Annotated in this window: 26 protein-coding genes and 1 riboswitch; of the genes, 12 read left to right on the forward strand and 14 right to left on the reverse strand. The window is 45.4% G+C overall.

Going from position 1 to position 22,171, the window contains the following annotated elements:
* Window positions 1–220: 220 nt before the first annotated feature.
* A complete protein-coding gene (gene fbp, locus L1D37_RS22700; protein ID WP_017633404.1) occupies window positions 221–1,231 on the reverse strand; it encodes a class 1 fructose-bisphosphatase in 1,011 nt (336 codons plus the stop codon).
* Window positions 1,232–1,501: 270 nt separating this feature from the next.
* Between fbp and mpl the strand changes: the two genes are divergently transcribed.
* From mpl to thiQ, 5 genes are all read left to right on the forward strand, one after another.
* Window positions 1,502–2,860 carry a UDP-N-acetylmuramate:L-alanyl-gamma-D-glutamyl-meso-diaminopimelate ligase gene (gene mpl, locus L1D37_RS22705; RefSeq protein WP_239849231.1) on the forward strand — a complete coding sequence of 453 codons (1,359 nt, stop codon included), beginning with the start codon at window positions 1,502–1,504 and terminating at the stop codon, window positions 2,858–2,860.
* A gap of 33 nt (window positions 2,861–2,893) precedes the next feature.
* Window positions 2,894–3,517, forward strand: a complete 624-nt coding sequence (locus L1D37_RS22710) for a flavin prenyltransferase UbiX (RefSeq protein WP_017633406.1) — start codon at window positions 2,894–2,896, stop codon at window positions 3,515–3,517.
* A gap of 43 nt (window positions 3,518–3,560) precedes the next feature.
* Window positions 3,561–3,680, forward strand: a riboswitch (TPP riboswitch).
* Window positions 3,681–3,733: 53 nt separating this feature from the next.
* Complete coding sequence (thiB, locus tag L1D37_RS22715; protein WP_239849232.1) at window positions 3,734–4,726, forward strand: thiamine ABC transporter substrate binding subunit; 993 nt, start codon at window positions 3,734–3,736, stop codon at window positions 4,724–4,726.
* Window positions 4,727–4,811: 85 nt separating this feature from the next.
* On the forward strand, window positions 4,812–6,407 hold the full coding sequence (gene thiP / locus L1D37_RS22720) for a thiamine/thiamine pyrophosphate ABC transporter permease ThiP (RefSeq protein WP_239849233.1): 1,596 nt from the start codon (window positions 4,812–4,814) through the stop codon (window positions 6,405–6,407).
* A gap of 10 nt (window positions 6,408–6,417) precedes the next feature.
* Entirely contained in the window at window positions 6,418–7,122 is a 705-nt protein-coding gene (gene thiQ, locus L1D37_RS22725) for a thiamine ABC transporter ATP-binding protein (protein WP_210446773.1), read from the forward strand.
* A gap of 107 nt (window positions 7,123–7,229) precedes the next feature.
* On the opposite strand, the gene yjgA is transcribed toward thiQ, so the two are convergent.
* Window positions 7,230–7,754 (reverse strand): ribosome biogenesis factor YjgA, encoded by a 525-nt coding sequence (gene yjgA, locus L1D37_RS22730; protein ID WP_017069408.1) that lies wholly within the window; start codon window positions 7,752–7,754, stop codon window positions 7,230–7,232.
* A gap of 118 nt (window positions 7,755–7,872) precedes the next feature.
* Between yjgA and pmbA the strand changes: the two genes are divergently transcribed.
* Entirely contained in the window at window positions 7,873–9,216 is a 1,344-nt protein-coding gene (pmbA, locus tag L1D37_RS22735; RefSeq protein ID WP_239849234.1) for a metalloprotease PmbA, read from the forward strand.
* 98 nt (window positions 9,217–9,314) lie between these two features.
* Here the strand turns inward: pmbA and mgtE are convergent, their stop codons facing one another.
* From mgtE to L1D37_RS22795, 12 genes are all read right to left on the reverse strand, one after another.
* Window positions 9,315–10,670, reverse strand: coding sequence for a magnesium transporter (mgtE, locus tag L1D37_RS22740; RefSeq protein WP_017632278.1), 1,356 nt, complete (start codon window positions 10,668–10,670; stop codon window positions 9,315–9,317).
* A gap of 148 nt (window positions 10,671–10,818) precedes the next feature.
* A complete protein-coding gene (locus L1D37_RS22745; protein ID WP_017063734.1) occupies window positions 10,819–11,094 on the reverse strand; it encodes an HPr family phosphocarrier protein in 276 nt (91 codons plus the stop codon).
* Window positions 11,095–11,096: 2 nt separating this feature from the next.
* Window positions 11,097–11,966, reverse strand: coding sequence for an RNase adapter RapZ (gene rapZ / locus L1D37_RS22750; protein ID WP_239849235.1), 870 nt, complete (start codon window positions 11,964–11,966; stop codon window positions 11,097–11,099).
* A gap of 1 nt (window position 11,967) precedes the next feature.
* Window positions 11,968–12,429 (reverse strand): PTS IIA-like nitrogen regulatory protein PtsN, encoded by a 462-nt coding sequence (gene ptsN / locus L1D37_RS22755; RefSeq protein WP_004738707.1) that lies wholly within the window; start codon window positions 12,427–12,429, stop codon window positions 11,968–11,970.
* A gap of 1 nt (window position 12,430) precedes the next feature.
* Entirely contained in the window at window positions 12,431–12,718 is a 288-nt protein-coding gene (hpf, locus tag L1D37_RS22760; RefSeq protein WP_009847742.1) for a ribosome hibernation promoting factor, read from the reverse strand.
* 64 nt (window positions 12,719–12,782) lie between these two features.
* Window positions 12,783–14,243 carry an RNA polymerase factor sigma-54 gene (locus L1D37_RS22765; RefSeq protein WP_017632280.1) on the reverse strand — a complete coding sequence of 487 codons (1,461 nt, stop codon included), beginning with the start codon at window positions 14,241–14,243 and terminating at the stop codon, window positions 12,783–12,785.
* Window positions 14,244–14,297: 54 nt separating this feature from the next.
* A complete protein-coding gene (gene lptB, locus L1D37_RS22770) occupies window positions 14,298–15,023 on the reverse strand; it encodes an LPS export ABC transporter ATP-binding protein (protein WP_004735304.1) in 726 nt (241 codons plus the stop codon).
* Between the two features lie 2 nt (window positions 15,024–15,025).
* On the reverse strand, window positions 15,026–15,520 hold the full coding sequence (lptA, locus tag L1D37_RS22775) for a lipopolysaccharide transport periplasmic protein LptA (protein WP_017058914.1): 495 nt from the start codon (window positions 15,518–15,520) through the stop codon (window positions 15,026–15,028).
* Window positions 15,501–16,064: an LPS export ABC transporter periplasmic protein LptC gene (gene lptC / locus L1D37_RS22780; RefSeq protein WP_017632282.1), complete on the reverse strand. Its 564-nt coding sequence runs from the start codon at window positions 16,062–16,064 to the stop codon at window positions 15,501–15,503. The genes lptA and lptC overlap by 20 nt, the downstream gene beginning before the upstream one ends.
* The gene (gene kdsC / locus L1D37_RS22785) at window positions 16,061–16,618 is read right to left on the reverse strand and encodes a 3-deoxy-manno-octulosonate-8-phosphatase KdsC (RefSeq protein ID WP_239849236.1); all 558 of its coding nucleotides are present in this window, start codon (window positions 16,616–16,618) and stop codon (window positions 16,061–16,063) included. Before kdsC ends, lptC begins: the two co-directional genes overlap by 4 nt.
* Entirely contained in the window at window positions 16,618–17,589 is a 972-nt protein-coding gene (kdsD, locus tag L1D37_RS22790) for an arabinose-5-phosphate isomerase KdsD (protein WP_239849237.1), read from the reverse strand. Before kdsD ends, kdsC begins: the two co-directional genes overlap by 1 nt.
* A 34-nt stretch (window positions 17,590–17,623) precedes the next feature.
* Complete coding sequence (locus tag L1D37_RS22795; RefSeq protein WP_017063737.1) at window positions 17,624–18,589, reverse strand: calcium/sodium antiporter; 966 nt, start codon at window positions 18,587–18,589, stop codon at window positions 17,624–17,626.
* A 265-nt stretch (window positions 18,590–18,854) separates the two neighbouring features.
* Between L1D37_RS22795 and mlaF the strand changes: the two genes are divergently transcribed.
* The 6 genes from mlaF to ibaG are packed head-to-tail and all read left to right on the forward strand — an operon-like array spanning window position 18,855 to window position 22,164.
* Window positions 18,855–19,649 (forward strand): phospholipid ABC transporter ATP-binding protein MlaF, encoded by a 795-nt coding sequence (gene mlaF / locus L1D37_RS22800; protein ID WP_239849238.1) that lies wholly within the window; start codon window positions 18,855–18,857, stop codon window positions 19,647–19,649.
* Between the two features lies 1 nt (window position 19,650).
* The gene (gene mlaE, locus L1D37_RS22805) at window positions 19,651–20,430 is read left to right on the forward strand and encodes a lipid asymmetry maintenance ABC transporter permease subunit MlaE (RefSeq protein WP_239849239.1); all 780 of its coding nucleotides are present in this window, start codon (window positions 19,651–19,653) and stop codon (window positions 20,428–20,430) included.
* Window positions 20,431–20,432: 2 nt separating this feature from the next.
* A complete protein-coding gene (gene mlaD, locus L1D37_RS22810; protein WP_017632287.1) occupies window positions 20,433–20,924 on the forward strand; it encodes an outer membrane lipid asymmetry maintenance protein MlaD in 492 nt (163 codons plus the stop codon).
* A 13-nt stretch (window positions 20,925–20,937) separates the two neighbouring features.
* Entirely contained in the window at window positions 20,938–21,588 is a 651-nt protein-coding gene (locus L1D37_RS22815) for a phospholipid-binding protein MlaC (RefSeq protein WP_239849248.1), read from the forward strand.
* Window positions 21,588–21,896: a lipid asymmetry maintenance protein MlaB gene (locus tag L1D37_RS22820; protein ID WP_004735315.1), complete on the forward strand. Its 309-nt coding sequence runs from the start codon at window positions 21,588–21,590 to the stop codon at window positions 21,894–21,896. Before L1D37_RS22815 ends, L1D37_RS22820 begins: the two co-directional genes overlap by 1 nt.
* Before the next feature lie 13 nt (window positions 21,897–21,909).
* Window positions 21,910–22,164, forward strand: coding sequence for a BolA family iron metabolism protein IbaG (gene ibaG / locus L1D37_RS22825; RefSeq protein ID WP_017058924.1), 255 nt, complete (start codon window positions 21,910–21,912; stop codon window positions 22,162–22,164).
* Window positions 22,165–22,171: the final 7 nt, after the last annotated feature.

Here is a 22,171-nt window from a genome sequence, read left to right on the forward strand (position 1 = left end):
TTTATATGTCATATCGCCTCTTTCTACAGCGGCGACGACCTGTAATTTAAAGCCTAGTGTGTAATCACGCTGAGTGCGCTTAACGTAGGTATTATTTGAAGTAGTCATAATTCGTCCTCAATGTGTAAACACATTTCAGGACGGGACATTGAATAATAAAAAGCCAGCATGTAGATGCTGGCTTTTTTAATGGTGTTAATTTGAGAATGAAGCGAGAGGGTTATTCTGGGTTCAGCTCAAGAAACTCTTCTACTTTACGAACCATGTTTGTTGAACCAACAAAGAAAGGTACACGTTGGTGCAGCTCAGTTGGTTTGATGTCCATGATACGTTGAGCACCATCTGAAGCGATACCGCCTGCTTGCTCCATAAGGAAAGCAATTGGGTTGCATTCGTAAAGCAGACGCAGTTTACCTTGCGGGTGGCTTTGTGTACTTGGGTACAAGTAGATGCCGCCTTTCAGCAGGTTACGGTGGAAATCTGATACTAGAGAACCGATGTAACGTGATGTGTAAGGACGGTTGTCGCTTGGCTCATTCTCTTGGCAGTACTTGATGTACTTTTTCACACCCGTAGGGAAGCGGATGTAGTTGCCTTCGTTGATTGAGTAAATCTTGCCTTCATCTGGAATCATCATGTTTTCATGAGATAGACAGAAGGTGCCCAATGATGGGTCGTAGGTGAAGCCATTTACGCCAGCACCTGTTGTGTATACAAGCATGGTTGAAGAACCGTAAATCACGTAACCCGCGGCTACTTGCTTGTGTCCTGGCTGTAGAAAATCTTCTTGTGTCGGTGGCGTTCCGATAGGAGACACACGACGGTAGATAGAGAAAATTGTACCAACCGATACATTCACATCGATGTTTGAAGAACCATCCAATGGATCCATCAGAACAACGTATTTAGCGTTTTTGTTGAGCTCTTTGTTGAACGCGACTGCTTCGTCTTCCTCTTCACTCGCTACACCACAAACTTGGTCACGGGCTTCTAGAGCCGCTTTAAATTTGTCGTTCGCGTAAAGGTCTAGCTTTTGCTGTTCTTCACCTTGCACGTTGTCTGTACCAACAGCGCCAGTGATGTCGACTAGGCCGGCCTTGTTGATCTCACGGTTAACAATTTTTGCAGCAAGTCGAATAGACGACAAAAGGGATGATAGATCACCGCTTGCATGGGGGAAGTCACTCTGTTTCTCAACAATGAACTCACCAAGGGTGCGCATCTCAGACATGTTATTTCCTTAAACTTCTCTCAATATTAGGGGGGATTTGAGCACTGTAGATTCGGCCTCTTGAGTGGGCTTTATTCATCTAGACGCTTACCTAAATTCTAAAGGTTAGATCTTTTTAATGGTAATGAACTAAGCGACACAGATCTCACTTACTATGTCGACTCAATTTGTTTTGCATTGCCGCTCGCTTTTAATCGTCATTTAATGATAATGAGTGCAAGTAGTTTGATTTAGACATGGTTCATTTAGCCAAGCGTTTGGAAGCAATTTATGCATATTCATATCTTAGGAATTTGTGGCACCTTCATGGGTGGTGCTGCGGTATTGGCTCGTCAATTAGGTCACAAGGTTACCGGTAGTGACGCGAATGTTTATCCTCCAATGAGCACCTTGTTGGAGTCTCAAGGAATTGAAATTATTGAAGGGTTCGACCCTAGCCAATTAGAGCCAAGGCCTGACCTTGTGGTTATCGGTAATGCGATGAGCCGTGGTAATCCGTGTGTTGAGTATGTATTGGATAACAACCTTAGATACACATCTGGCCCGCAGTGGTTGCAAGAGTTCTTGCTGCACGACCGTTGGGTGCTGGCTGTATCAGGCACGCATGGCAAGACCACAACGTCTAGCATGCTGGCTTGGATATTAGAAGACTGTGGCTATGCGCCGGGCTTCTTAGTGGGTGGTGTATTAGGTAACTTTGGTATCTCAGCTCGTCTGGGCGAAAGCATGTTCTTCGTGGTCGAAGCTGACGAATACGACAGTGCTTTTTTCGATAAACGCTCTAAGTTCGTTCATTACCATCCAAGAACCTTGGTCATGAATAACCTTGAATTCGATCATGCTGACATCTTCGATGATCTTGAAGCGATCAAGCGTCAGTTCCATCACTTAGTGCGTACCGTACCAAGCAATGGCCGCATTTTCTCACCGAAGCAAGATACGGCTATTCAAGACGTTCTATCTCGCGGTTGCTGGAGTGAGACTGAATCGAGTGGTGAACTCGGTGATTGGGATGCCAAGAAGCTGGTTAAAGACGGTTCTAAATTTGAGGTTTATTTCCAAGGCGAATGTGTTGGAACAGTAGATTGGGATTTAGTCGGCGACCACAACGTGAACAATGCCTTAATGGCGATTGCAGCGGCAAGACACGTGGGTGTGACGCCTGACTTAGGGTGTGAATCGTTGGCGAAGTTCATTAACACCAAGCGTCGTTTGGAGTTTAAAGGTGAGGTGGCAGGTGTGTCTGTTTATGATGATTTTGCACATCACCCAACCGCGATTGAACTTACGCTCGGTGGTTTGCGTAATAAGGTCGACACGAAAAAAATTATTGCCGTTTTAGAGCCTCGTTCGGCCACCATGAAGCGTGGTGTGCACAAAGAAACCTTGGCTGATTCGCTTAAACAAGCGGATTCCACTTACTTATTCCAACCAGATAACATTGATTGGTCTGTACAGGATGTCGCGGATGCTTGTCATCAACCTGCACACGTCAGTGATGACATGGATGCATTCGTTGCTAAAATTGTCTCAGAGGCACAAGCGGGTGACCAAATCTTGGTAATGAGTAATGGTGGCTTTGGTGGCATTCACCAGAAATTGTTGGATGCGTTAGCCCTTAAAGGTTAACCCAAGACCTTATAATTTGAAGTAACTGAGAACATGACAAAACACGATAAAGCGATAACTCTTGCTTTCACTGGCGCATCTGGTGCGCCTTATGGACTGCGTTTACTCGAATGCTTATTAGCAGCCGATTATCAGGTGTATTTACTGATATCGTCGGCTGCGCGAGTAGTCTTAGCGACAGAGCATGAACTTAAGTTACCTGCCGGGCCGGAAGCTGCGAAACAGGCTTTGGTTAAGCATCTCGGCTGCGACCCAGAAAAGCTAGTGGTGTGTGGCAAGGATGATTGGTTCTCACCGGTTGCCTCTGGTTCAGCTGCGCCGAAGCAGATGGTAGTGTGTCCGTGTTCTGCGGGCAGCTTGGCTTCGATCGCTCATGGCTTATCGGATAACCTGATTGAGCGAGCAGCAGACGTAGTCATGAAAGAGCGAGGCCAGTTGCTATTGGTGGTTCGTGAAACGCCATTTTCTACGCTGCACTTAGAGAACATGCACAAACTCTCAACCATGGGCGTGACAATCATGCCTGCGGCTCCGGGCTTTTATCACCAACCTAAATCGATTGAAGACCTGGTTGATTTTATGGTGGCGCGCATTCTGGATCATCTTGGTATCGAGCAAGGTTTAGTGCCACGTTGGGGTTACGATCAACGTAATTGATCCAAACTTGATAGCTTATTGTTAAAATTCGAATTACAATTCTGAACACTCATCGGGGAGCGAACCATTCAAATAATGAATGCGAGCTGAGATCAAGCACAGGCTTGGGACCCGTAAACCTGAACCAGATAATGCTGGCGTAGGAATTGAGTTAGGAACAACCTCTACCGTTCTCCTCCCTCAAACCTGTGCCGCTCAGACCATGGAGAGCGTCCAGTGAAATTCACATTAACTACCCTTGCTGTTACTACAGCGATCTCTTTTTCTGCCCTCGCTGCAGACAACACTTTGACTGTATACACCTATGACTCTTTTGCTGCGGATTGGGGCCCTCGTCCTGCCGTTGAAAAAGCATTTGAAGATAAGTGTGGTTGTGATGTGAACTTTGTCGCGCTTGAAGATGGCGTGTCTATCCTTAACCGCTTGCGTCTTGAAGGCGGCAACAGCAAGGCTGACATCGTATTAGGCCTAGACAACAACCTAATGGCTGAAGCGAAGGCGACGGGTTTACTAGCTGAGCACAAGGTTGATACCTCATCAGTAACACTGCCTAATGGTTGGGATGATAAGACCTTTGTACCTTATGACTTTGGTTACTTTGCTTTTGTATATAACACAGAGAAGCTCGCAAACCCGCCTAAGAGCCTGAAAGAGCTGGTTGAGCAGCGTGATGATCTGAAAGTTATCTATCAAGATCCACGTACATCAACACCTGGCCAAGGCATGATGTTATGGATGAAATCGGTTTACGGTGATGAAGCAACGGCTGCTTGGAAGAAGCTGGCTCAGAAAACCGTGACGGTAACCAAAGGTTGGTCTGAAGCTTACTCTATGTTCCTAGAAGGTGAGTCTGACTTGGTTCTGTCTTACACGACTTCTCCGGCTTACCATATCATTGCAGAGAGCGATTCTAAGTACGCAGCAGCGAGCTTCGAAGAAGGGCATTACACTCAGGTGGAAGTGGCCGCTAAGGTTAAAGGCAGTAAGAACGAAAAGCTTGCGGATGAGTTTATGGCGTTTATCCTAAGTGATGAGTTCCAATCGGCGATGCCTACAGGTAACTGGATGTACCCAGTAACAGATGTTGAGCTACCAAAAGGCTTCGAGCAGTTAACAGTTCCACAGAAAGCACTGAGCTTTAGCTCTGCAGAAATCGCCGAGAAGCGCAAGCCTTGGATTCGTGAATGGCAGAGTGCACTTACTTTTTAACGTACTTTTAAAAAACTAGCTTTCTGTATTTAAAGGTTCATTCGTGATGTTTGGAATGAAGCATTTACGGTAAAAAAATCAATTTATGATAAAGAAAACACCTAAGGTAGGGATCTGGGTTGCGATACTCATTACCGCCTTCGTGGTTTCAGCAGTTGGGGCATTGCTTAGCAATGCCCCTTCTCTTGATATCAGCCAAGTATGGTCAGATCCTTACTATTGGCATGTAACGAAATTCAGCTTTTATCAAGCGACACTCTCAACGGTGCTGAGTGTAGGCTTTGCTATACCTATTGCACACGCTCTGTGTCGCAGACAGTTTTTTGGACGAGCCTTGTTATTAAGGTTGTTCGCGTCGACCTTGGTTCTGCCCGTATTAGTCGGCGTGTTTGGTTTGCTAGCGATTTACGGCAACAGTGGTTGGTTAGCTAAATTCTTGGCGAACTTCGACATTGAGCCACCATTCTCGATTTATGGCTTGAATGGTATTTTGTTGGCGCACGTTTTCTTCAACCTGCCTTATGCCAGCCGTTTACTTTTGCAAGCGTTAGATACTGTGCCTGCCGAGCAGCATAAACTCTGTGCTCACTTAGGCATGAGTCATTGGAACAAATTTAAATGGGTTGAATGGCCGAGGCTAAGACAGCAATTGCCGCATGTGTGTGGCTTGGTCTTCATGTTGTGCTTCACCAGCTTTGCTACCGTGATGGCGTTGGGTGGTGGTCCAAAATCAACCACCATTGAGCTAGCCATCTATCAAGCAATCAAATTCGACTTTGATCTGCAGGCTGGCGCGTTACTCGCGATATGGCAAATGCTACTGTGTGGCGTATTAGCGGTGAGTATTCAGCGTTTGTCTAAGCCTATATCTGTGACGGCTAGCCAGCTGTCGGAAGATAAGTATTTGGTTAAGGACAGCTGGTGGTCAAAAGCCTGGGATAGCTTTTGGATCATCATAGTCTCAATGCTGGTATTGCCGCCATTAGCCATGGTTATTCTAAGTGGTATTAACTCTCAGGCCCTCACTGTACTGAGCAGTGAACCATTTTGGGCTGCACTAATGACCTCGGTTCGTGTTGCTTCCCTCGCAAGTATTATCGCCGTTGGTATTGGTATTGCGATCCTGCTCACCAGTCGCGCATGGCGTTTGCAGAACAAGAACTTTCGAGCGGATAAGATTGAGCTGATTGGCACTATTATTTTGGTGACGCCGGGCTTGGTGATAAGTACAGGCCTGTTCTTATTACTGCGTTCATTTACTGATGTGTTCAGCTTGGCTTTCTTTATTGTGATCGCCGTAAACAGTTTGATGGCGCTGCCTTACGTGATTAAAACCTTAGCTCAACCTATGCTGCATCTTTCTCAACAGTATCAGTATGTGTGTGCAAGTTTAGGAATGACAGGGTTCACTCGCTTTAGGCTGGTGGAGTGGCGTGCGCTACGTAAACCGATGGCGCAAGCATTCTCAATCAGCTTTATGCTGGCGATGGGCGACTTAAGTGCGATTGCCTTATTTGGTAGCCAAGACTTTAGAACTCTGCCTTTGTATCTATTCCAACTGTTAGGCAGCTATCAAATGGAAGCGGCGGCTGTGGTGTCAGTGAGTTTGCTGTTACTGAGTGTGGGCAGTTTTAGCCTGATTGAATTTTTGTTTACTCGAAGCTCAAAGCTAAAGAGTTAAGGAACCGATGATGTTAGTGATGAAAGATGTGGATTACCACTATCACCAAGAGTTGTTTAGTTTTGATTTCCAAGCAGAGCAGGGCGACATTGTTGCTCTGATGGGACCAAGTGGTGCAGGTAAATCGACGCTACTTGCATTGGTTGCTGGCTTTATTGAGCCAACATCGGGTGAGATCTCGGTGGCAGGACAATCATTGATTGGCAAAGAAGCACACCAACGTCCGCTGGCGATGTTGTTCCAAGAACACAACCTATTTGCTCACCTCACGGTGCGTGAAAATATCGGATTAGGTCTGCATCCAGGTTTAAAGCTTACCGCAACCCAAAAGCTCGACGTTGAGCAAGCCGCTGCACAAGTGGGTGTTGCTGAATACTTGGATAGGCTGCCTGAACAATTATCTGGTGGGCAACGTCAACGTGTCGCACTGGCGCGTTGCTTTGTTCAACCACACGATATTTGGCTGCTGGATGAACCTTTCTCTGCGCTTGACCCTTTGCTACGCGAAGAGATGTTGAGCTTGGTAAAACGATTAGCAGCCGAGCGCAACATTACTGTCTTGATGGTGACACACCACTTAGGTGATGCGCGCAGCATTGCGAACAAGTTTGTGTTTGTCGCATTAGGTAAGGTGTTGGTTGAAGACTCGATAGCCGAGCTTACCGCTGACCACCCACAACCAGAACTCAGCTCGTTTGTGAAAGCGGGTGAGTGATCGCTTAGTTTTGATAGTTAATATGGTTTGCTACTGAGTACGCCGAAAACAAAAAGACCTAGCATGCGCTAGGTCTTTTCTTATCTTACAGAGTAAAGCGACAAAGATTAGTCTTCTAGCTTTAGCTCTTTTAAGATTTGGAAGATCTCACGAGAAGCCTTTGCTGGCTTGTTCGCTGATTTCTCTTTGTTAGCTTGGCGAGCTAGCTGACGAAGACGCTGACGGTCTGCTTCAGGGTACATGTCCATGACCTCTGAAATGGCAGCATCGCCTTCAGCAACAACACGATCACGCAGTTGCTCAAGCTTGTGCAGCTCAGCGGTTGCTTGCGAGTGCTTGTTACGTACTTTATCCAAAGCCGCTTGAATTGGCTCAGGATCAACATTGCGCATTACTTTACCAATGTATTGAAGTTGACGGCGCTTCGCTTCATTTTTAAAGCGTTGTGCATCTTTAATCGCTTGTGCCAAATCTTCAGACAGAGGAAACTTGTCTAATACAGAAGGCTTAAGGGAAACAAGTTCTTCCCCCAGTTTTTGTAGCGCTTCCATGTCGGTTTTCATTTCTGTCTTACTTACCCAGATGATTTCTTCTTCTGGTTCCCATGGGGCTTTTTGGTTTTTGCGAGCCATCTTTTCTGCCTATGTCACTATCTCAAACGAATATATTGCCTATTTTAGCAAGAATCTTGGGGAGAAAGCGAAATTCTTGTTATCCTACGTAATATTGACCTACAAAATTAGAATAGATATGGATGTAAAACAGCAAGTCGCCCAGCAAAGAGTTGAGCTAGAAGCCGCAGTAGCAAAAGCGTTGGACATGGCCTCTGTGAGTGCCGACGCAGCTGAAGTTGCTATTACTAAGTCAACGGGTTTAAGTGTTTCAACACGTATGTGTGAAGTGGAAAACGTTGAATTTAATAGTGATGGTGCACTTGGTATTACTGTTTATCGCGGCCAGAAAAAAGGCAGCGCATCTACATCTGATCTGAGTGAGAAGGCGATTGCTCAAACGGTAGCAGCCGCACTTGATATCGCTCAGTACACGTCTGAAGACCCTTTTGCAGGTCCAGCAGCAAAAGAATACATGGTAAAAGAAATTCCAGACTTGGATCTTTTCCACCCTGATGAACCTAATCCTGACTATGCCGCTGAGATTGCGATTGCTGCTGAGAAGCAAGCGTTAGCTTACAGCGACAAGATCAAACAGAGTGATGGCGCAAGCTACGACAGCCACTATGGCGTTAAGGTTTACGGTAACAGCCATGGCTTACTAGCAAGTTACGCTTCAAGCCGTCATAGCACGAGCTGCTGTGTGATTGGACAAGGCGCTAATGGTGAAATGGAGCGTGACTACAGCTACACCGTTGCACGTCACCGTGACGAGCTGTGGACGCCTGAGCGTGTTGGTCAGGAAGCTGCAGAAAAGACGATTAGCCGTTTGGATGCGAAAAAGCTACCAACAGGCCAATACCCAATCATGTTCGCAAATGATGTTGCGACAGGTCTTATCGGCCACCTAGTGATGGCGATCAGTGGTGGTAATCTTTACCGCAAGTCGTCGTTCTTATTGGATCATTTAGGTCAGAAAATCCTACCTGATTGGTTCAATATCTCTGAGCGTCCTCATATCCTACGTGGTTTGGCTTCAAGCCCATTTGATAGCGAAGGTGTGTTCACTCAAGATCGTGAAATCATCACTGACGGTGTGCTAGCGACTTACCTACTAACAAGCTATGCCGCACGTAAAATGGATATGACACCAACCGGTCATGCTGGTGGCATTCATAACTGGTTCGTTAAATCGACCGGTCAGAACTTTGAGCAGATGCTAAAAGAGTTGGGGACTGGCTTCCTAGTCACTGAAGTGATGGGGCAAGGCGTAAACACAGTAACGGGTGATTACTCTCGTGGCGCTGCAGGTTTCTGGGTTGAGAACGGAGAGATCCAATACCCAGTATCAGAAGTGACGATTGCGGGTAACCTAAAAGATATGTTTAATCAGATCGTTGCAGTCGGCAGCGATGTTGAAACGCGTTCACAGATTCAAACGGGTTCTATCTTGCTTGAGTCGATGAAAGTCGCGGGCGAGTGATTCAATTAACACTAGCCTGATGAATTAAAAAAAGGGAGCCGATGGCTCCCTTTTTGTTTTCTGTATTTCGCCAAAAATTGGCTAGCTGCTTATGCTAACTAGATCAGTATGGTTGCTAAGCCTAGGAACACCGATAGGCCAATAACATCAGTAACTGTTGTGAGTGCCATACCACCTGCCAATGCCGGGTCGATATTCATCTTCTTCAGCATCACAGGGATGGTTACACCAGCGATACCAGCGACAATCAAGTTGGTCATCATCGCTGCTGAGATGATGCCTCCCAGTATCCAGTTACCTTTCCAAGCTACCACGATACCACCAATGATAACGGCCCATAGAACGCCGTTGAGGAAGCCTATTGCTGCTTCTTTTAGTAGTAGTTCGCGTTTGTTACTGTCACCGATATGACCGAGCGCTAAACCACGAATCACCAGTGCAACGGTTTGGTTACCGGCAACCCCGCCCATAGAAGGTACGATAGTCATCAGAACTGCAATCGCTGCCATTTGGTCGAGCGTTGCTTCAAACATATTGGAAACAGATGCCGCCGCCAATGCCGCGAGTACATTAGCACCAAGCCAGACGCTACGACGACGAGCGGATTTTACGACCGGAGCGAAGGTATCTTCGTCATCGTCCATACCCGCCATACTCATCATGGAGTGTTCAGCATCTTCACGGATAACATCAACCACATCATCGATGGTGATACGACCCACAAGGTGCTGGTTACTATCGACGACAGGTGCAGAAACCCAGTTACGACGTTCAAACAGGCTCGCGATATCTGAAGCACTGGTTTCAACCGCGATCGCTTCGTCGGCATCATCCATCACTTCTGATACTGGAACATCAGGCTGAGTTGTGACTAGCGTAGTAAGCGATAGGTTACCGATAAGACGTTCTTCTTCATCGATAACATACAGCGCATCGGTTGCATCGGGCAGTTCGCCACGCATTCGCATGTAGCGCAGTACAACGTCGACATCGACATCACCACGAATCGTGATTACGTCGGTATTCATGATCGCACCCGCTGAATCTTCAGGATACGACAGGGCGGTTTCAACTAGAGCACGATCGACGGAGTCCATTTGAGAAAGGACTTCGCGAGAAACATCGTCGGGTAGGCTTCGAAGTACGTACGCGACGTCATCGGTTTCCATGCCTTCTGTTGCTTCTGCCAAGGTTTCGGGTGCCATTTTCGACACAAGAGCATCTTTGACGTCTTCGTTTAGTTCATCAAGAATTTCACCGTAGTCTTCTGGATCGGTGAGTTGCCAGAGTACGTCACGACTTTTGCGAGGAGAGGCTTCTAAAAGGTGTGCAATATCCTCAGGCTCCATGTCCTGAAGTTGTCGGCGTACGTGAACAAATCGGCCGTTTTCTAGGGCTTCGCTGACTTCTTGGAGGGTTTGGTGAGCTTGGTCGAATTCTAATTGCTCTGCCATATTTTCCTCCTATCTCATTATTCTAACAATGCTTGGAATAGTAACTTAATTCTGGGGCTTATTTAAATCATAAACTTAGGTAGAACTAAGATTTAATATTGGTTGATTCGCTGTTTGAGTCTTGGGTGTTGCAAATGAAGCGCTTTCGCTACTCACCTTCATCAAACTTGTCTTCAATTAGATGACAGACAGCATCCAGTGCTTGCTGTGAATCGGTGCCAGCTGCTTGAATGGTAATGTGTTGCCCTTGCGCTGATTCCAGCATAAGCAGACCCATCACGCTGTCTGCTGTCGCGCTTTTATCTTCTTCGCTATGGATAGTGATGGTCGCATCAAAGCTTTGTGCAAGCTCAACCAACTTTACGGCTGCTCTAGCGTGAAGACCCAAGCGGTTTTGGATCAGTACAGTTCGAGTTAATTCCATGGTTAGCCCTGTTGGTGCTTCTCTAGGGAGGCGTGTCTGATTTGAACTTGATGGCCAAGTTGTTCGAAGTACTCACCAATTTTCTGAGTTAGATAAACCGAGCGATGCTTACCGCCAGTACAACCAATCGCAACTGTTAGGTAGCTGCGATTATTCTTCTCTAACATTGGCAGCCACTGCTCAACAAAGCCTTGGATCTGTTGCTTGAGTTCAATTACTTCTGGGTGTTTTTCTAGGAAAGAGTGAATCGGGGCATCGAGGCCCGTTAATGGTCGTAAATCTGGTTCCCAATGAGGGTTAGGCAAGAAGCGAACATCAAACACATAGTCAGCGTCACTTGGCAGGCCATATTTAAAACCGAACGATTGAAAGACAATGATCAGTTCTTGCTTCTCTTTGCCTTCAACTTTAAAGCGAACCTTTTCACTCAATTCGTAGAGGTTGCAGTCACTACTGTCAATCACAATGCTGGCTTGCTCAGCAAGAGGTGTCAGGAGTGTCTTTTCTAAATCAATCGCTTGTTCAAGAGAGAGCTTTTCTTGGCCGATTGATAGAGGGTGGATTCTGCGTGTTTCGCTGTAGCGCTTGAGTAACGTCTGCTTGCTTGCATCGAGGAACAAGACGTTCACGTCAATATCAGTGGCAGCTTTAAGTTGCTCTAACGTGTCTGTGACTAGCTGAGGCTCTTTCGGTAGGTTACGAATATCAATGCTCACGGCAACGTTTTGATTGATTTCGCGTACCGACTCGACGAAGTCGTTGAGCAGGTTTACGGGTAGGTTATCAACACAGTAATACCCCAAGTCTTCAAGGACTCGTAGCGCAACACTTTTACCGGCCCCGGATTGGCCACTAACCACGATTAATCGCATGTTATTGCTCGCAAGTTGGCACTTGAATCATAATGTCGTAAAGCTCTTGATCGCTTTGAGCATTACGCAGCTGTTTAAGAGTTTGCTTGTCGTTAAGTCGTTCTGCCATACATGAAAGGGTTTTTAGATGCTCCTTACACTGTTCACTTGGAACAAGCAGAGCAAATAGTAGGTCGACAGGACGATTATCAATAGCATCAAATTCGATTGGATCTTGGCATTGCAGTAATACAGCAATCGCTTTATCACTGACATTCATACGAGCATGGGGAATAGCAATGCCATTACCAATACCTGTACTGCCCATTTTCTCACGGCTCAACATGCACTCAAACAGTTCTGTTGAATCTTGACCACAGCTTTCTGCTGCTATCTGACTGATGAGCTCAAGGGCTCTTTTTTTGCTTGTGCATTGGACTGCACTTTTGGTGCAGTCCAATGAAAGTACTTCGCTTAATTGCATGTTAGTGACTACTTAGCTTTTCTTTGTGCTTGTTGAGTTGGCGAACGAGTTTATCAACCAATGAATCAATCGCGGCATACATGCTTTCATCTGTTGCTGTCGCATGGATTTCCCCCTGATTTATATGCAGGGTAGCTTCTGCGATTTGATTGATTTTCTCAACTTTTAAAACAACCTGAACGCTATTGATATGATCAAAGAAGCGCTCAAGTTTGTCGAATTTGGTGTGAACATAGTCTTGCATTGAATCGGTAAGATCAACGTGATGGCCTTGAATATTGATTTGCATAGACTTTCCTTTTCAGTTGGTTACCTAGTTATAAATAGCTTAACGAAACTGCGGGCTAAATTATTTATAACAGGCGTTTACGCTGACTCGATGGGGCAATGCCCAGAGACTCACGGTATTTCGCTATCGTACGTCTAGCTACCTGAATTCCTTGGTCAGCCAGTAAAGCAGCAATCTTGCTATCACTTAGAGGTTTCGCGGTATTTTCTGCCGCGACGAGCTTCTTAATGAGCGCGCGAATTGCTGTAGATGAACATTCACCGCCATTGTCAGTACTGACATGGCTTGAGAAAAAGTATTTCAGTTCGAAGATGCCACGAGGCGTATGCATGAATTTTTGAGTCGTCACACGAGAGATTGTGGATTCATGCATATCAACGGCTAACGCAACGTCGTTAAGCACCATTGGCTTCATCGCTTCTTCGCCATGTTCGAAGAAATCACGCTGATGTTCAACAATGCATCGCGCAACTTTGAGTAGCGTCTCATTTCGGCTTTCTAAGCTTTTGATTAGCCACTTTGCTTCTTGCAAGTTTGAACGGATGTATTGGTTGTCAGCGCTGTTGCCCTTGCTACCTAGATCGGCGTACTGCTGATTCACTTTCAGCTTAGGCACGCTATCAGGGTTAATGGTCACTAACCATTTGCCAAGGTCTTTGAATACAGATACATCCGGAACCACATATTCGGTTTCATCTGGCGTAATCTTACTGCCAGGTCGTGGGTCCAGTTGTTGAATAAGCTGCAGAACCTCACGCAGTTCTGCTTCTTTCAACTTGGTCTCTTTGATAACGAGTTTGTAATCACGATTACCGAGTTGGTCGATATGGCTAGTAAGCACTAACTTAGCTTCTTCAAGCCAAGGTGTATCTTGTGGGAAGGTTGCTAGTTGCAGTAACAAGCAATCTTGAAGGTTCACGGAACCAACGCCTAACGGATCAAATTGCTGAATTCGTTTGCGAACAGCTTCAATCTCATCAAGCTCAATCTCTTCGTTATCGAAGTTTTCAAGGATGTCTTCACAAGACACGGTGAGGTAGCCATAGTCATCAATGGCGTCAATGAGCGCGAAAGCAATGCTTCGGTCAGTATCAGTGAAGGGTGTTAGATCGAGCTGCCAAAGTAGGTAATCGTGCAGGCTTTGTGTGGTTTCGCCTTGATAAACAGGCATGTCGTCATCAATCGCAATGCCAGTGTTACCCGTGTTTGCGCTGTAGACATCTTCCCAAGTTGTGTCGATTTCGAGTTCGTTGCCAATCTCTGATTTTTCGATTAAGTCTGAGCTATCAGGTAAGTCTTGCTCTGTGGCTTCAACTGTTTCTTTCTCGTCACTGCTAGGTTTTTCTTCCGATGTTGGCGTGTCTTCATTGCCTTCTTCGACATCGAGTAGTGGGTTAGATTCAAGTGCTTCTTGGATCTCTTGTTGCAAATCTAAAGTAGACAATTGCAACAAACGAATCGCTTGCTGCAATTGAGGAGTCATTGCTAACTGTTGGCCTAGCTTAAGTTGTAATGAGGGTTTCATTCAGTGTTACTTACCTAGTTATTATTCTTAGAACTCTCGATACTCTCTATATAATCATAGACGGAATTGTTCGCCTAGATAAACTTGTTTAACTTGTTCGTTATTGAGAACATCTTCAGGAGTACCCTCAGCGATCAGGTGTCCTTGGCTTACGATGTAAGCTTTTTCACACACGTCTAAAGTTTCACGAACGTTGTGGTCGGTAATCAAAACGCCTAAGCCGCGATCGCGTAGGTGAACAATGATTTTTTTGATATCGATTACTGAGATCGGGTCAACACCGGCAAACGGTTCATCCAACAAGATAAACTGAGGGTTTGCTGCTAGTGCACGAGCAATCTCAACACGACGACGCTCACCACCCGAAAGAGCCATACCATTACTGGTGCGGATATGTTGGATGTGGAACTCTTCTAGAAGGTCTTCTAGCTTATCTTGACGCTGTTCGTTGGTCATCTCATCACGGGTTTGTAAAACCGCCATGATGTTGTTCTCTACAGACAGCTTACGGAAAATAGACGCTTCTTGAGGCAGGTAACCGATGCCAAGACGTGAACGACTGTGCATTGGTAAGATACTGATGTCTCGGTCATCAATGCTGATGGTGCCTTCATCACGCGCAACCAGGCCAACAATCATGTAGAACGATGTGGTTTTACCTGCACCGTTTGGTCCAAGCAGGCCAACAATCTGACCTGACTCCACCTGCAAGCTAACGTCGGTTACTACCTTACGCTTGCTGTATGTTTTCGCTAGGTTTTTTGCTTTTAAGACAGCCATCGTTACTTATTCACTTCCGTTGGTTGTAAAACCGTTGACACACGTTTGTTCTCACCACTGTCAGCGACTAATTTCTGAGAGCCGATCTGGTAAGTGATCTTAGAGCCACGAATGATGCTGCCATCTTGAGATAGCATCGCATTCTTAGTCATGATCAATCGGTCAGCAACAAGCTGGTAATGCAGGTCGTCAGCTTCACCGTAGAGTGTCTTCCCGTCGTCAGTCAGCTGAGAGAAGGTTGCTGGCTTACCAAAGCCTTGAATTTCTTCAATCTCACCATTTACTGCGTTACGAGTAACAATAACCTTATCGGCATTGATGTTGATGCTACCTTGCTTAAGGTTTACATCACCAAGGAAAGTCACTTGGTTACTTTTCATATCCAATTGCTGGCTGTCTGAGTCAATGTAGACAGGCTGCTCGCTATCCGAAGAAAGAGCATAGACATTAGGCGCCGCAAGGGTCAAAGCGAATAAACTAAGGTGTAAGAGTTTCATATCTACCTTGAACAGAATTAAAGAGGGTTGCATTGTTGGTACCGAAGTTACCCTTCATTGCTTGTCCCTCAGTTTCAAAAAATGTACCGATCATATGGACCGGAGTCTCTGAATAAAAATCTCGGCTAGTCAGTTCAACAACCATTTTATCTGTGGTCATCGTATCGAAGCTCGCTTCTGGCAGCAGGTTCTTTGCCACTACGTTGTCATAAAAAGTGACAACTTGATTCTCATCCATAATCGCGCGATCAGCAGTGACTTGCCATTCAATCGTGTGTCCTTCACGAAATACCGAAAGGACTGGGTTTTGAAAGTGCGTGTCGCCAACCACTGAGTAGTGTTCTAAATAGGTCGATTCAACTTGATAACTACGGATACCAGATTGGTCATAGCTAATGTTGTTCAGACTTTTGCCACTAAACGCGGGCAGCTCCAAATTTGGAGCCACTTGTATCGTCGATGTTTGCTCTTTGTCGTACAGATAATAGGTCGACCAAGAGGCAATAAATATCAGTATTAAATAGATAATACGAGTAAAACTCATATGCTTAAACCTTTATGCACGTCGAGTTCATTTCTTGCTTGTAAAATAAGGTCGCAGACTTCACGTACCGCACCATGACCACCGTTAATGGTTGTCACGTAGTTTGCACGCTTTGCAAGTAGCGGGTGACCATCTGCTACACATACCTTCAAGCCAACTTTTTCCATTACAGGCCAGTCGATCAGATCGTCTCCGATGTAACCTGTATTTTCAGGGCTTACAGAAAGCTTATCGCAAATATCTTTGTATGCCTTAACTTTATCGTCTTGACCTTGGTAAATCAGCTTAATGCCCAACGCCGTCATTCTATTTTCAACAATCTGAGATTTACGGCCAGTGATGATTGCGATTTCAATGCCTGCATTCATCAGTGATTTGATGCCATAACCGTCACGAGTGTGGAAGGTTTTTAGCTCTTCACCGTTGTTGCCCATGTAGATGCGACCATCAGAGAAGACTCCATCGACATCGCAAATTAGGAGTTTGATCTCTTTTGCTACTGCAAATACATCAGCATCGACCGTGCCGTATAGAGTTTCGACTGTCTGTGTCATTACACTACTCCTGCTTTCAGTAAGTCATGCATGTTTAGCGCTCCAACCAGTTTGCCTTCTTGGCACAACATCAAGCCGTTGATGCTCTTCGCTTGCATCAAGTTAAGGCCCTCAACCGCAAGCATGTTGGGTTCTGCTACCGTCGGGTTTAGCGTCATCACATCGCCGATCTGAGTGTTATGAATATCAACGCGTTTATCTAAGATACGGCGTAAATCACCATCAGTAAAAATACCGGCCATTTGACCGTCTTCACCAACGATGGCTGTCATGCCCAAGCCTTTCTGAGATATCTCTAGTAGAGCGTCTCTTACTAGCGCATCGGGTGCTACAACAGGAAGAGCATCACCGGTGTGCATGATGTCGTCGAGTTTCAACAACAATTGACGACCTAAAGCGCCACCTGGGTGAGACAGTGCAAAATCTTGAGCGGTGAAGCCTCGCGCTTGTAAAAGTGCAACGGCTAATGCATCACCCATAACCAACGTTGCTGTGGTACTAGTCGTTGGTGCTAAGCCCAGAGGACACGCTTCTTCTGGTACTGATATTTGTAAATGGATATCAGATAAGGTCGCCATGTTCGATGCTGGCTTACCTGTCATGCTGATAATCTTGATGTTCAGGCGCTTTAATACTGGGAATAGGCTGAGGATCTCTCCTGATTCACCTGAGTTGGATATCGCAATCACAATATCGCCAGGTTCAATCATGCCTAGGTCGCCATGTGCCGCTTCGCCTGGGTGTACGAAGAAAGCCGATGTTCCGGTACTTGCCAGAGTTGCCGCGATTTTGTTGCCAATGTGGCCTGATTTGCCCATACCCATCACAACAACTTTGCCTTTGTTGTTCAAGATAAGGTCACAAGCCTTGCAAAAATCATCATTAAAATATTGGTCTAATTGAGTAAGACCTGCAACTTCGGTTTCCAAAACTTGTTTGGCAACACTGCGATAATCAAATGGCTGAGACATCAAATACTCCAAGTACGGGAAGTTAAATCAACAATTAAGCTGACATGTTCATTAATAGGTAGCTCTGGTAGGCCACGAACGTCACGATTAACACGCCGCCTTCAATACGATTCACACTGCGTGATTTTCCTAGCGCCATCACAACAAGCAATAGTGATACACCTAGCATTACCCAGAAGTCACGGCCCATTGCAAACTCGCTTAAGATTGAAGGGTTCAAGATGCCTGGGATACCCATAACGGCAAGGATGTTGAATACGTTTGAACCGATGATATTACCCACGGCCATATCATCTTCACCTTTCATTACACCAGCCAGTGATGCAGCAAGTTCAGGAAGGCTTGTACCAACGGCAATGATGGTTAAACCAATCACAAGGTCGCTCATGCCGAAGAATTTCGCGATGATCACAGCGTTATCTACTAGCATATCAGCAGCTAAAGGTAAGACGATTAGACCAATCACCACCCACATTGCGGCTTTAGGGTTACTTACGCCTTCAGGGATCTCTGATTCTTGTTCATCAAGGAAAGCATCGCCGTTCTTTTTCTCGCTGCGACTGATTTGCAACATAGCAAACAGAAACGCGGCAAAAAGAACAAACAACAACACGCCTTCATAGAAGCCTAGGTGGTTGTCCCACAATAGGGCGCCCGCTAATAGAGTGACACCGATCATTAATGGGAGTTCACGACGAATCACGCCTGAGCTAATAGATAATGGCTTAATCAGCGCTGTAATACCTAAAATCAGGGCGATGTTGGCGATGTTTGAACCTAAAACGTTACCAACGGCTGTATCTGTTTTGCCATCAAGGGCTGCAGTTGCAGAAACCATCATTTCAGGAGCCGAAGACCCCATTGCTAAGATCGTCATACCGATAACTAGTGGTGAAATACCGAAGTTTCGAGCAAGAGCAGCGGCACCGTAAACCAGCTTATCTGCACTCCACACCAAAAAACCTAGACCGATAATAAGAAACGCAATCGCTTCAAGCATGATGATTCCTAAAAATTAATAAAAAACGGAGAATTAACCGCTAATTTTGACTTGTTGCTAGTTAAAAGGGAAGTCACTCGACAAATTAATTACCAGTTAGTAGTAAAGAAATAGAATCGAATGGATAATTTCTCAATGCTTTCAAATCCCTGCCATACTTTTCTGTTTAATATGAATTAATCGAACAGTGCTTTTAATTCTAAAGTAGACTCATTATTATTGCAGCCATAAATGGCGTTTTTTAAAGCAAGGAAACAACAAAAATATGTTGAACACTGAGCTTGTGAAAGTTAAGAACCTCAGCTTTTCACGCGGTGATCGCGTTATCTTTGATGATATAAGTTTAGAGGTACCTCAAGGCAAGATAACCGCAATCATGGGGCCGTCAGGGATCGGTAAAACGACCTTGCTGCGTTTGATTGGTGGTCAATTGCCGCCAGATGAAGGCGAAATCTGGTTTGATGGCGACAATATCCCTGCATTATCACGTCGAAAGCTGTATCAAGCACGAAAAAAAATGAGCATGCTTTTCCAGTCGGGTGCACTTTTTACGGATCTCAATGTCTTTGATAATGTGGCGTTTCCACTACGTGAACACACTGAACTGAATGAAAAGTTTATTCGTACCATCGTATTACTTAAGCTTGAGGCGGTAGGGTTACGAGGGGCGGCACAGTTAATGCCGAGTGAATTGTCTGGTGGCATGGCGAGAAGAGCGGCGTTGGCACGTGCTATTGCCTTGGATCCAGAACTCATCATGTACGATGAACCGTTTGTTGGCCAAGACCCAATCACTATGGGTGTTTTGGTTGAGCTTATTCGTAACCTCAATCAAGCGTTGGGCTTAACCTCGATTGTCGTTTCTCACGATGTTCCAGAAGTAATGAGTATTGCGGATTGGGTTTACCTTATGGCCGATAGCAAAATCATTGCTGCGGGAACGCCGGAAGAGTTGCACAACAACGACGATCCGAGAGTGCAGCAATTCTTGCAAGGTGAAGCTGATGGCCCGGTGCCGTTTAGATTCCCAGCACAAAGTCTAGAAAAGGATTTGTTTTAATATGATTGCTAAAAGTATTGCGGGTGTCGGTAAACGCACACTTGCGATTTGCGAGTCATTTGGTCGAGCAAGCCTGATGTTATTCGGGGCTTTGTTTGGCATCCCGCGACTAAAAAACTTCCCTTTATTAGTAAAACAACTCTATAGCGTTGGCGTTCAGTCATTGGCTATTATTTTAGTTTCGGGTCTGTTCATTGGCATGGTACTTAGCCTGCAGGGTTATGTTGTGTTAATTGACTACGGTGCTGAGGGCAACCTTGGTCAAATGGTCGCGCTCTCATTACTACGTGAGCTTGGCCCTGTGGTGACTGCACTGCTGTTTGCAGGTCGCGCAGGTTCGGCGTTAACGGCTGAGATCGGCCTAATGAAGGCTACGGAGCAGATCTCAAGTCTTGAGATGATGGCCGTTGATCCTCTAAAACGCATTATTGCACCACGACTTTGGGCCGGGCTTATCTCAATGCCATTGCTTGCTATGATCTTTATGGCGGTAGGTATTTGGGGCGGTCAGTTAGTGGGTGTTGATTGGAAAGGTATTGACCACGGTAGTTTCTGGTCTGCGATGCAGTCTTCTGTTGAGCTAGGCCGAGATATTGGTAACAGCATGATCAAGTGTATGGTCTTCGCTATCACCGTCACTTGGATCGCACTTTTCAATGGTTATGATGCGGTACCGACCTCTGAAGGTATCAGTCAGGCAACCACACGCACAGTAGTGCACTCTTCTCTAGCGGTATTAGGGCTAGATTTTGTTCTTACCGCATTGATGTTTGGGAATTAATCATGCAACAAACTCGAAAATTAGAATTATGGGTCGGCACCTTTGTTATTGCCGGAATTTGCGCAATCTTAATCATGATCTTTCAAGTCGCTGACGTAAAAGGTATAGGTTCGAACCATACTTACAACCTAAAAGCGACCTTTGACAACATTGGTAGCCTAAAGGTTCGTTCTCCTGTGAAAGTGGGTGGTGTGGTTGTTGGCCGAGTTCAAAGCATTGAACTTGATACCGAGAGCTACCTTCCAGTGGTTCAATTGTCTATTGATTCGAAGTACTCACAATTTCCAGATACCTCTAGTGCTCAAATCTTAACATCTGGCTTAATCGGTGAGCAGTACATCAGCTTGGTGCCGGGTTTCATTTTTGATGATGAAGAGATGTTGGTTGATGGTGACTCGATTGAAGACACTAAGTCGGCATTGGTACTAGAAGATTTGATTGGCCAAGTGCTGTATAGCGTTGGTGGTTCTGATGATAGCGAAGCTAAGGAGTAGGCATATGTTAAAGATGAATAAATTATTGAAGATATGGTTTCTGACAGCCGTCGCTTTTCTGGTGTCGGCTCAAGCTTTTGCTGCAGAAGCGATTGATCGTACTCAGCCGTACCAGATGATGACTCAAGTAGCAGAAGTTGCATTTGATCGTCTGAAGAGCGAACAAGACAACATCCACCAAGACCCAGAATTATTGAAGGTCATTGTGGAAGAAGAGTTGATGCCTTATGTGAATGCGCAATATGCAGCACTTAAGTTACTAGGGCCAAACCTGAAAGGCGCGGATAGAAAAGACGTGCGTGTATTTATCGATTCATTCCGTAAATACCTGGTTTCTTCTTACGCTCAGGTACTGACTCAATATACCGATCAGACAATTGAATTTGGTCCTGAACCAAAAATCAAAGCGGATAGTCGTATTACCAGTATCAAGGTAGACATCATCGATTCGCCGCGACCAAACATCAAGCTTGAATTTAAGCTTCGCAAAGACAAAAAGTCGGGCGAGTGGAAGGCATTTGATATGGTTGCCGAAGGTATTAGCCTGTTATCGAGCAAGCAGTCAGAGTGGAATACTAAGATTCGTCAGGAAGGCATCTTACAAGTTGCCGACGAACTAGAGAAACTGGCCGCACAACCGATTCGTTTTGAGAGTAACAAATAATGAGCCATTCTCAATGGCAAGCACTAAGCTCTAAAGAGTATCAGCTGCTCGGTGATATCGACCGAGACAGTGTCCCTGCAATCTGGCGTATATTGGAAAAGTGGCAAACAACGGAATCGAGCGTTGAAATTGACCTTAGCCATATAAATCGAGTCGATTCAGCAGGAATGGTGATGCTAATTCACTTATTAGAGCATGCAAAAAATCAAAACTGTCATATAATGCTCAGTTTCGTGCCAGAACAATTACGAACGTTGTTCCAATTGAGCAATATCCAGCCAATGATGGCAGAACACATAAAAAATTAGGCAGGAGCTATTTGTGGACAGCACAAAAGTACAAGAATTATTAGCAGAGGCACTGAACCTTCAAGAGATTTTCGTGAAGGGTGAAGGCAGTCATTACGAAGTTGTTGCAGTTGATCCATGTTTTGACGGCATGAATCGAGTTAAGAAGCAGCAACTAATCTACGGCCCACTAATGGAATACATTCAACGCAATGACATCCATGCTCTTTCTATTAAGGCTTTCACGCCAGAAGAGTGGGAACGTGATAAGAAACTGATGTCACTTTAAGGTTTAT

The organism is Vibrio sp. Isolate33, from assembly GCF_022397895.1.
In the GTDB taxonomy this organism is placed as follows: domain Bacteria; phylum Pseudomonadota; class Gammaproteobacteria; order Enterobacterales; family Vibrionaceae; genus Vibrio; species Vibrio pomeroyi.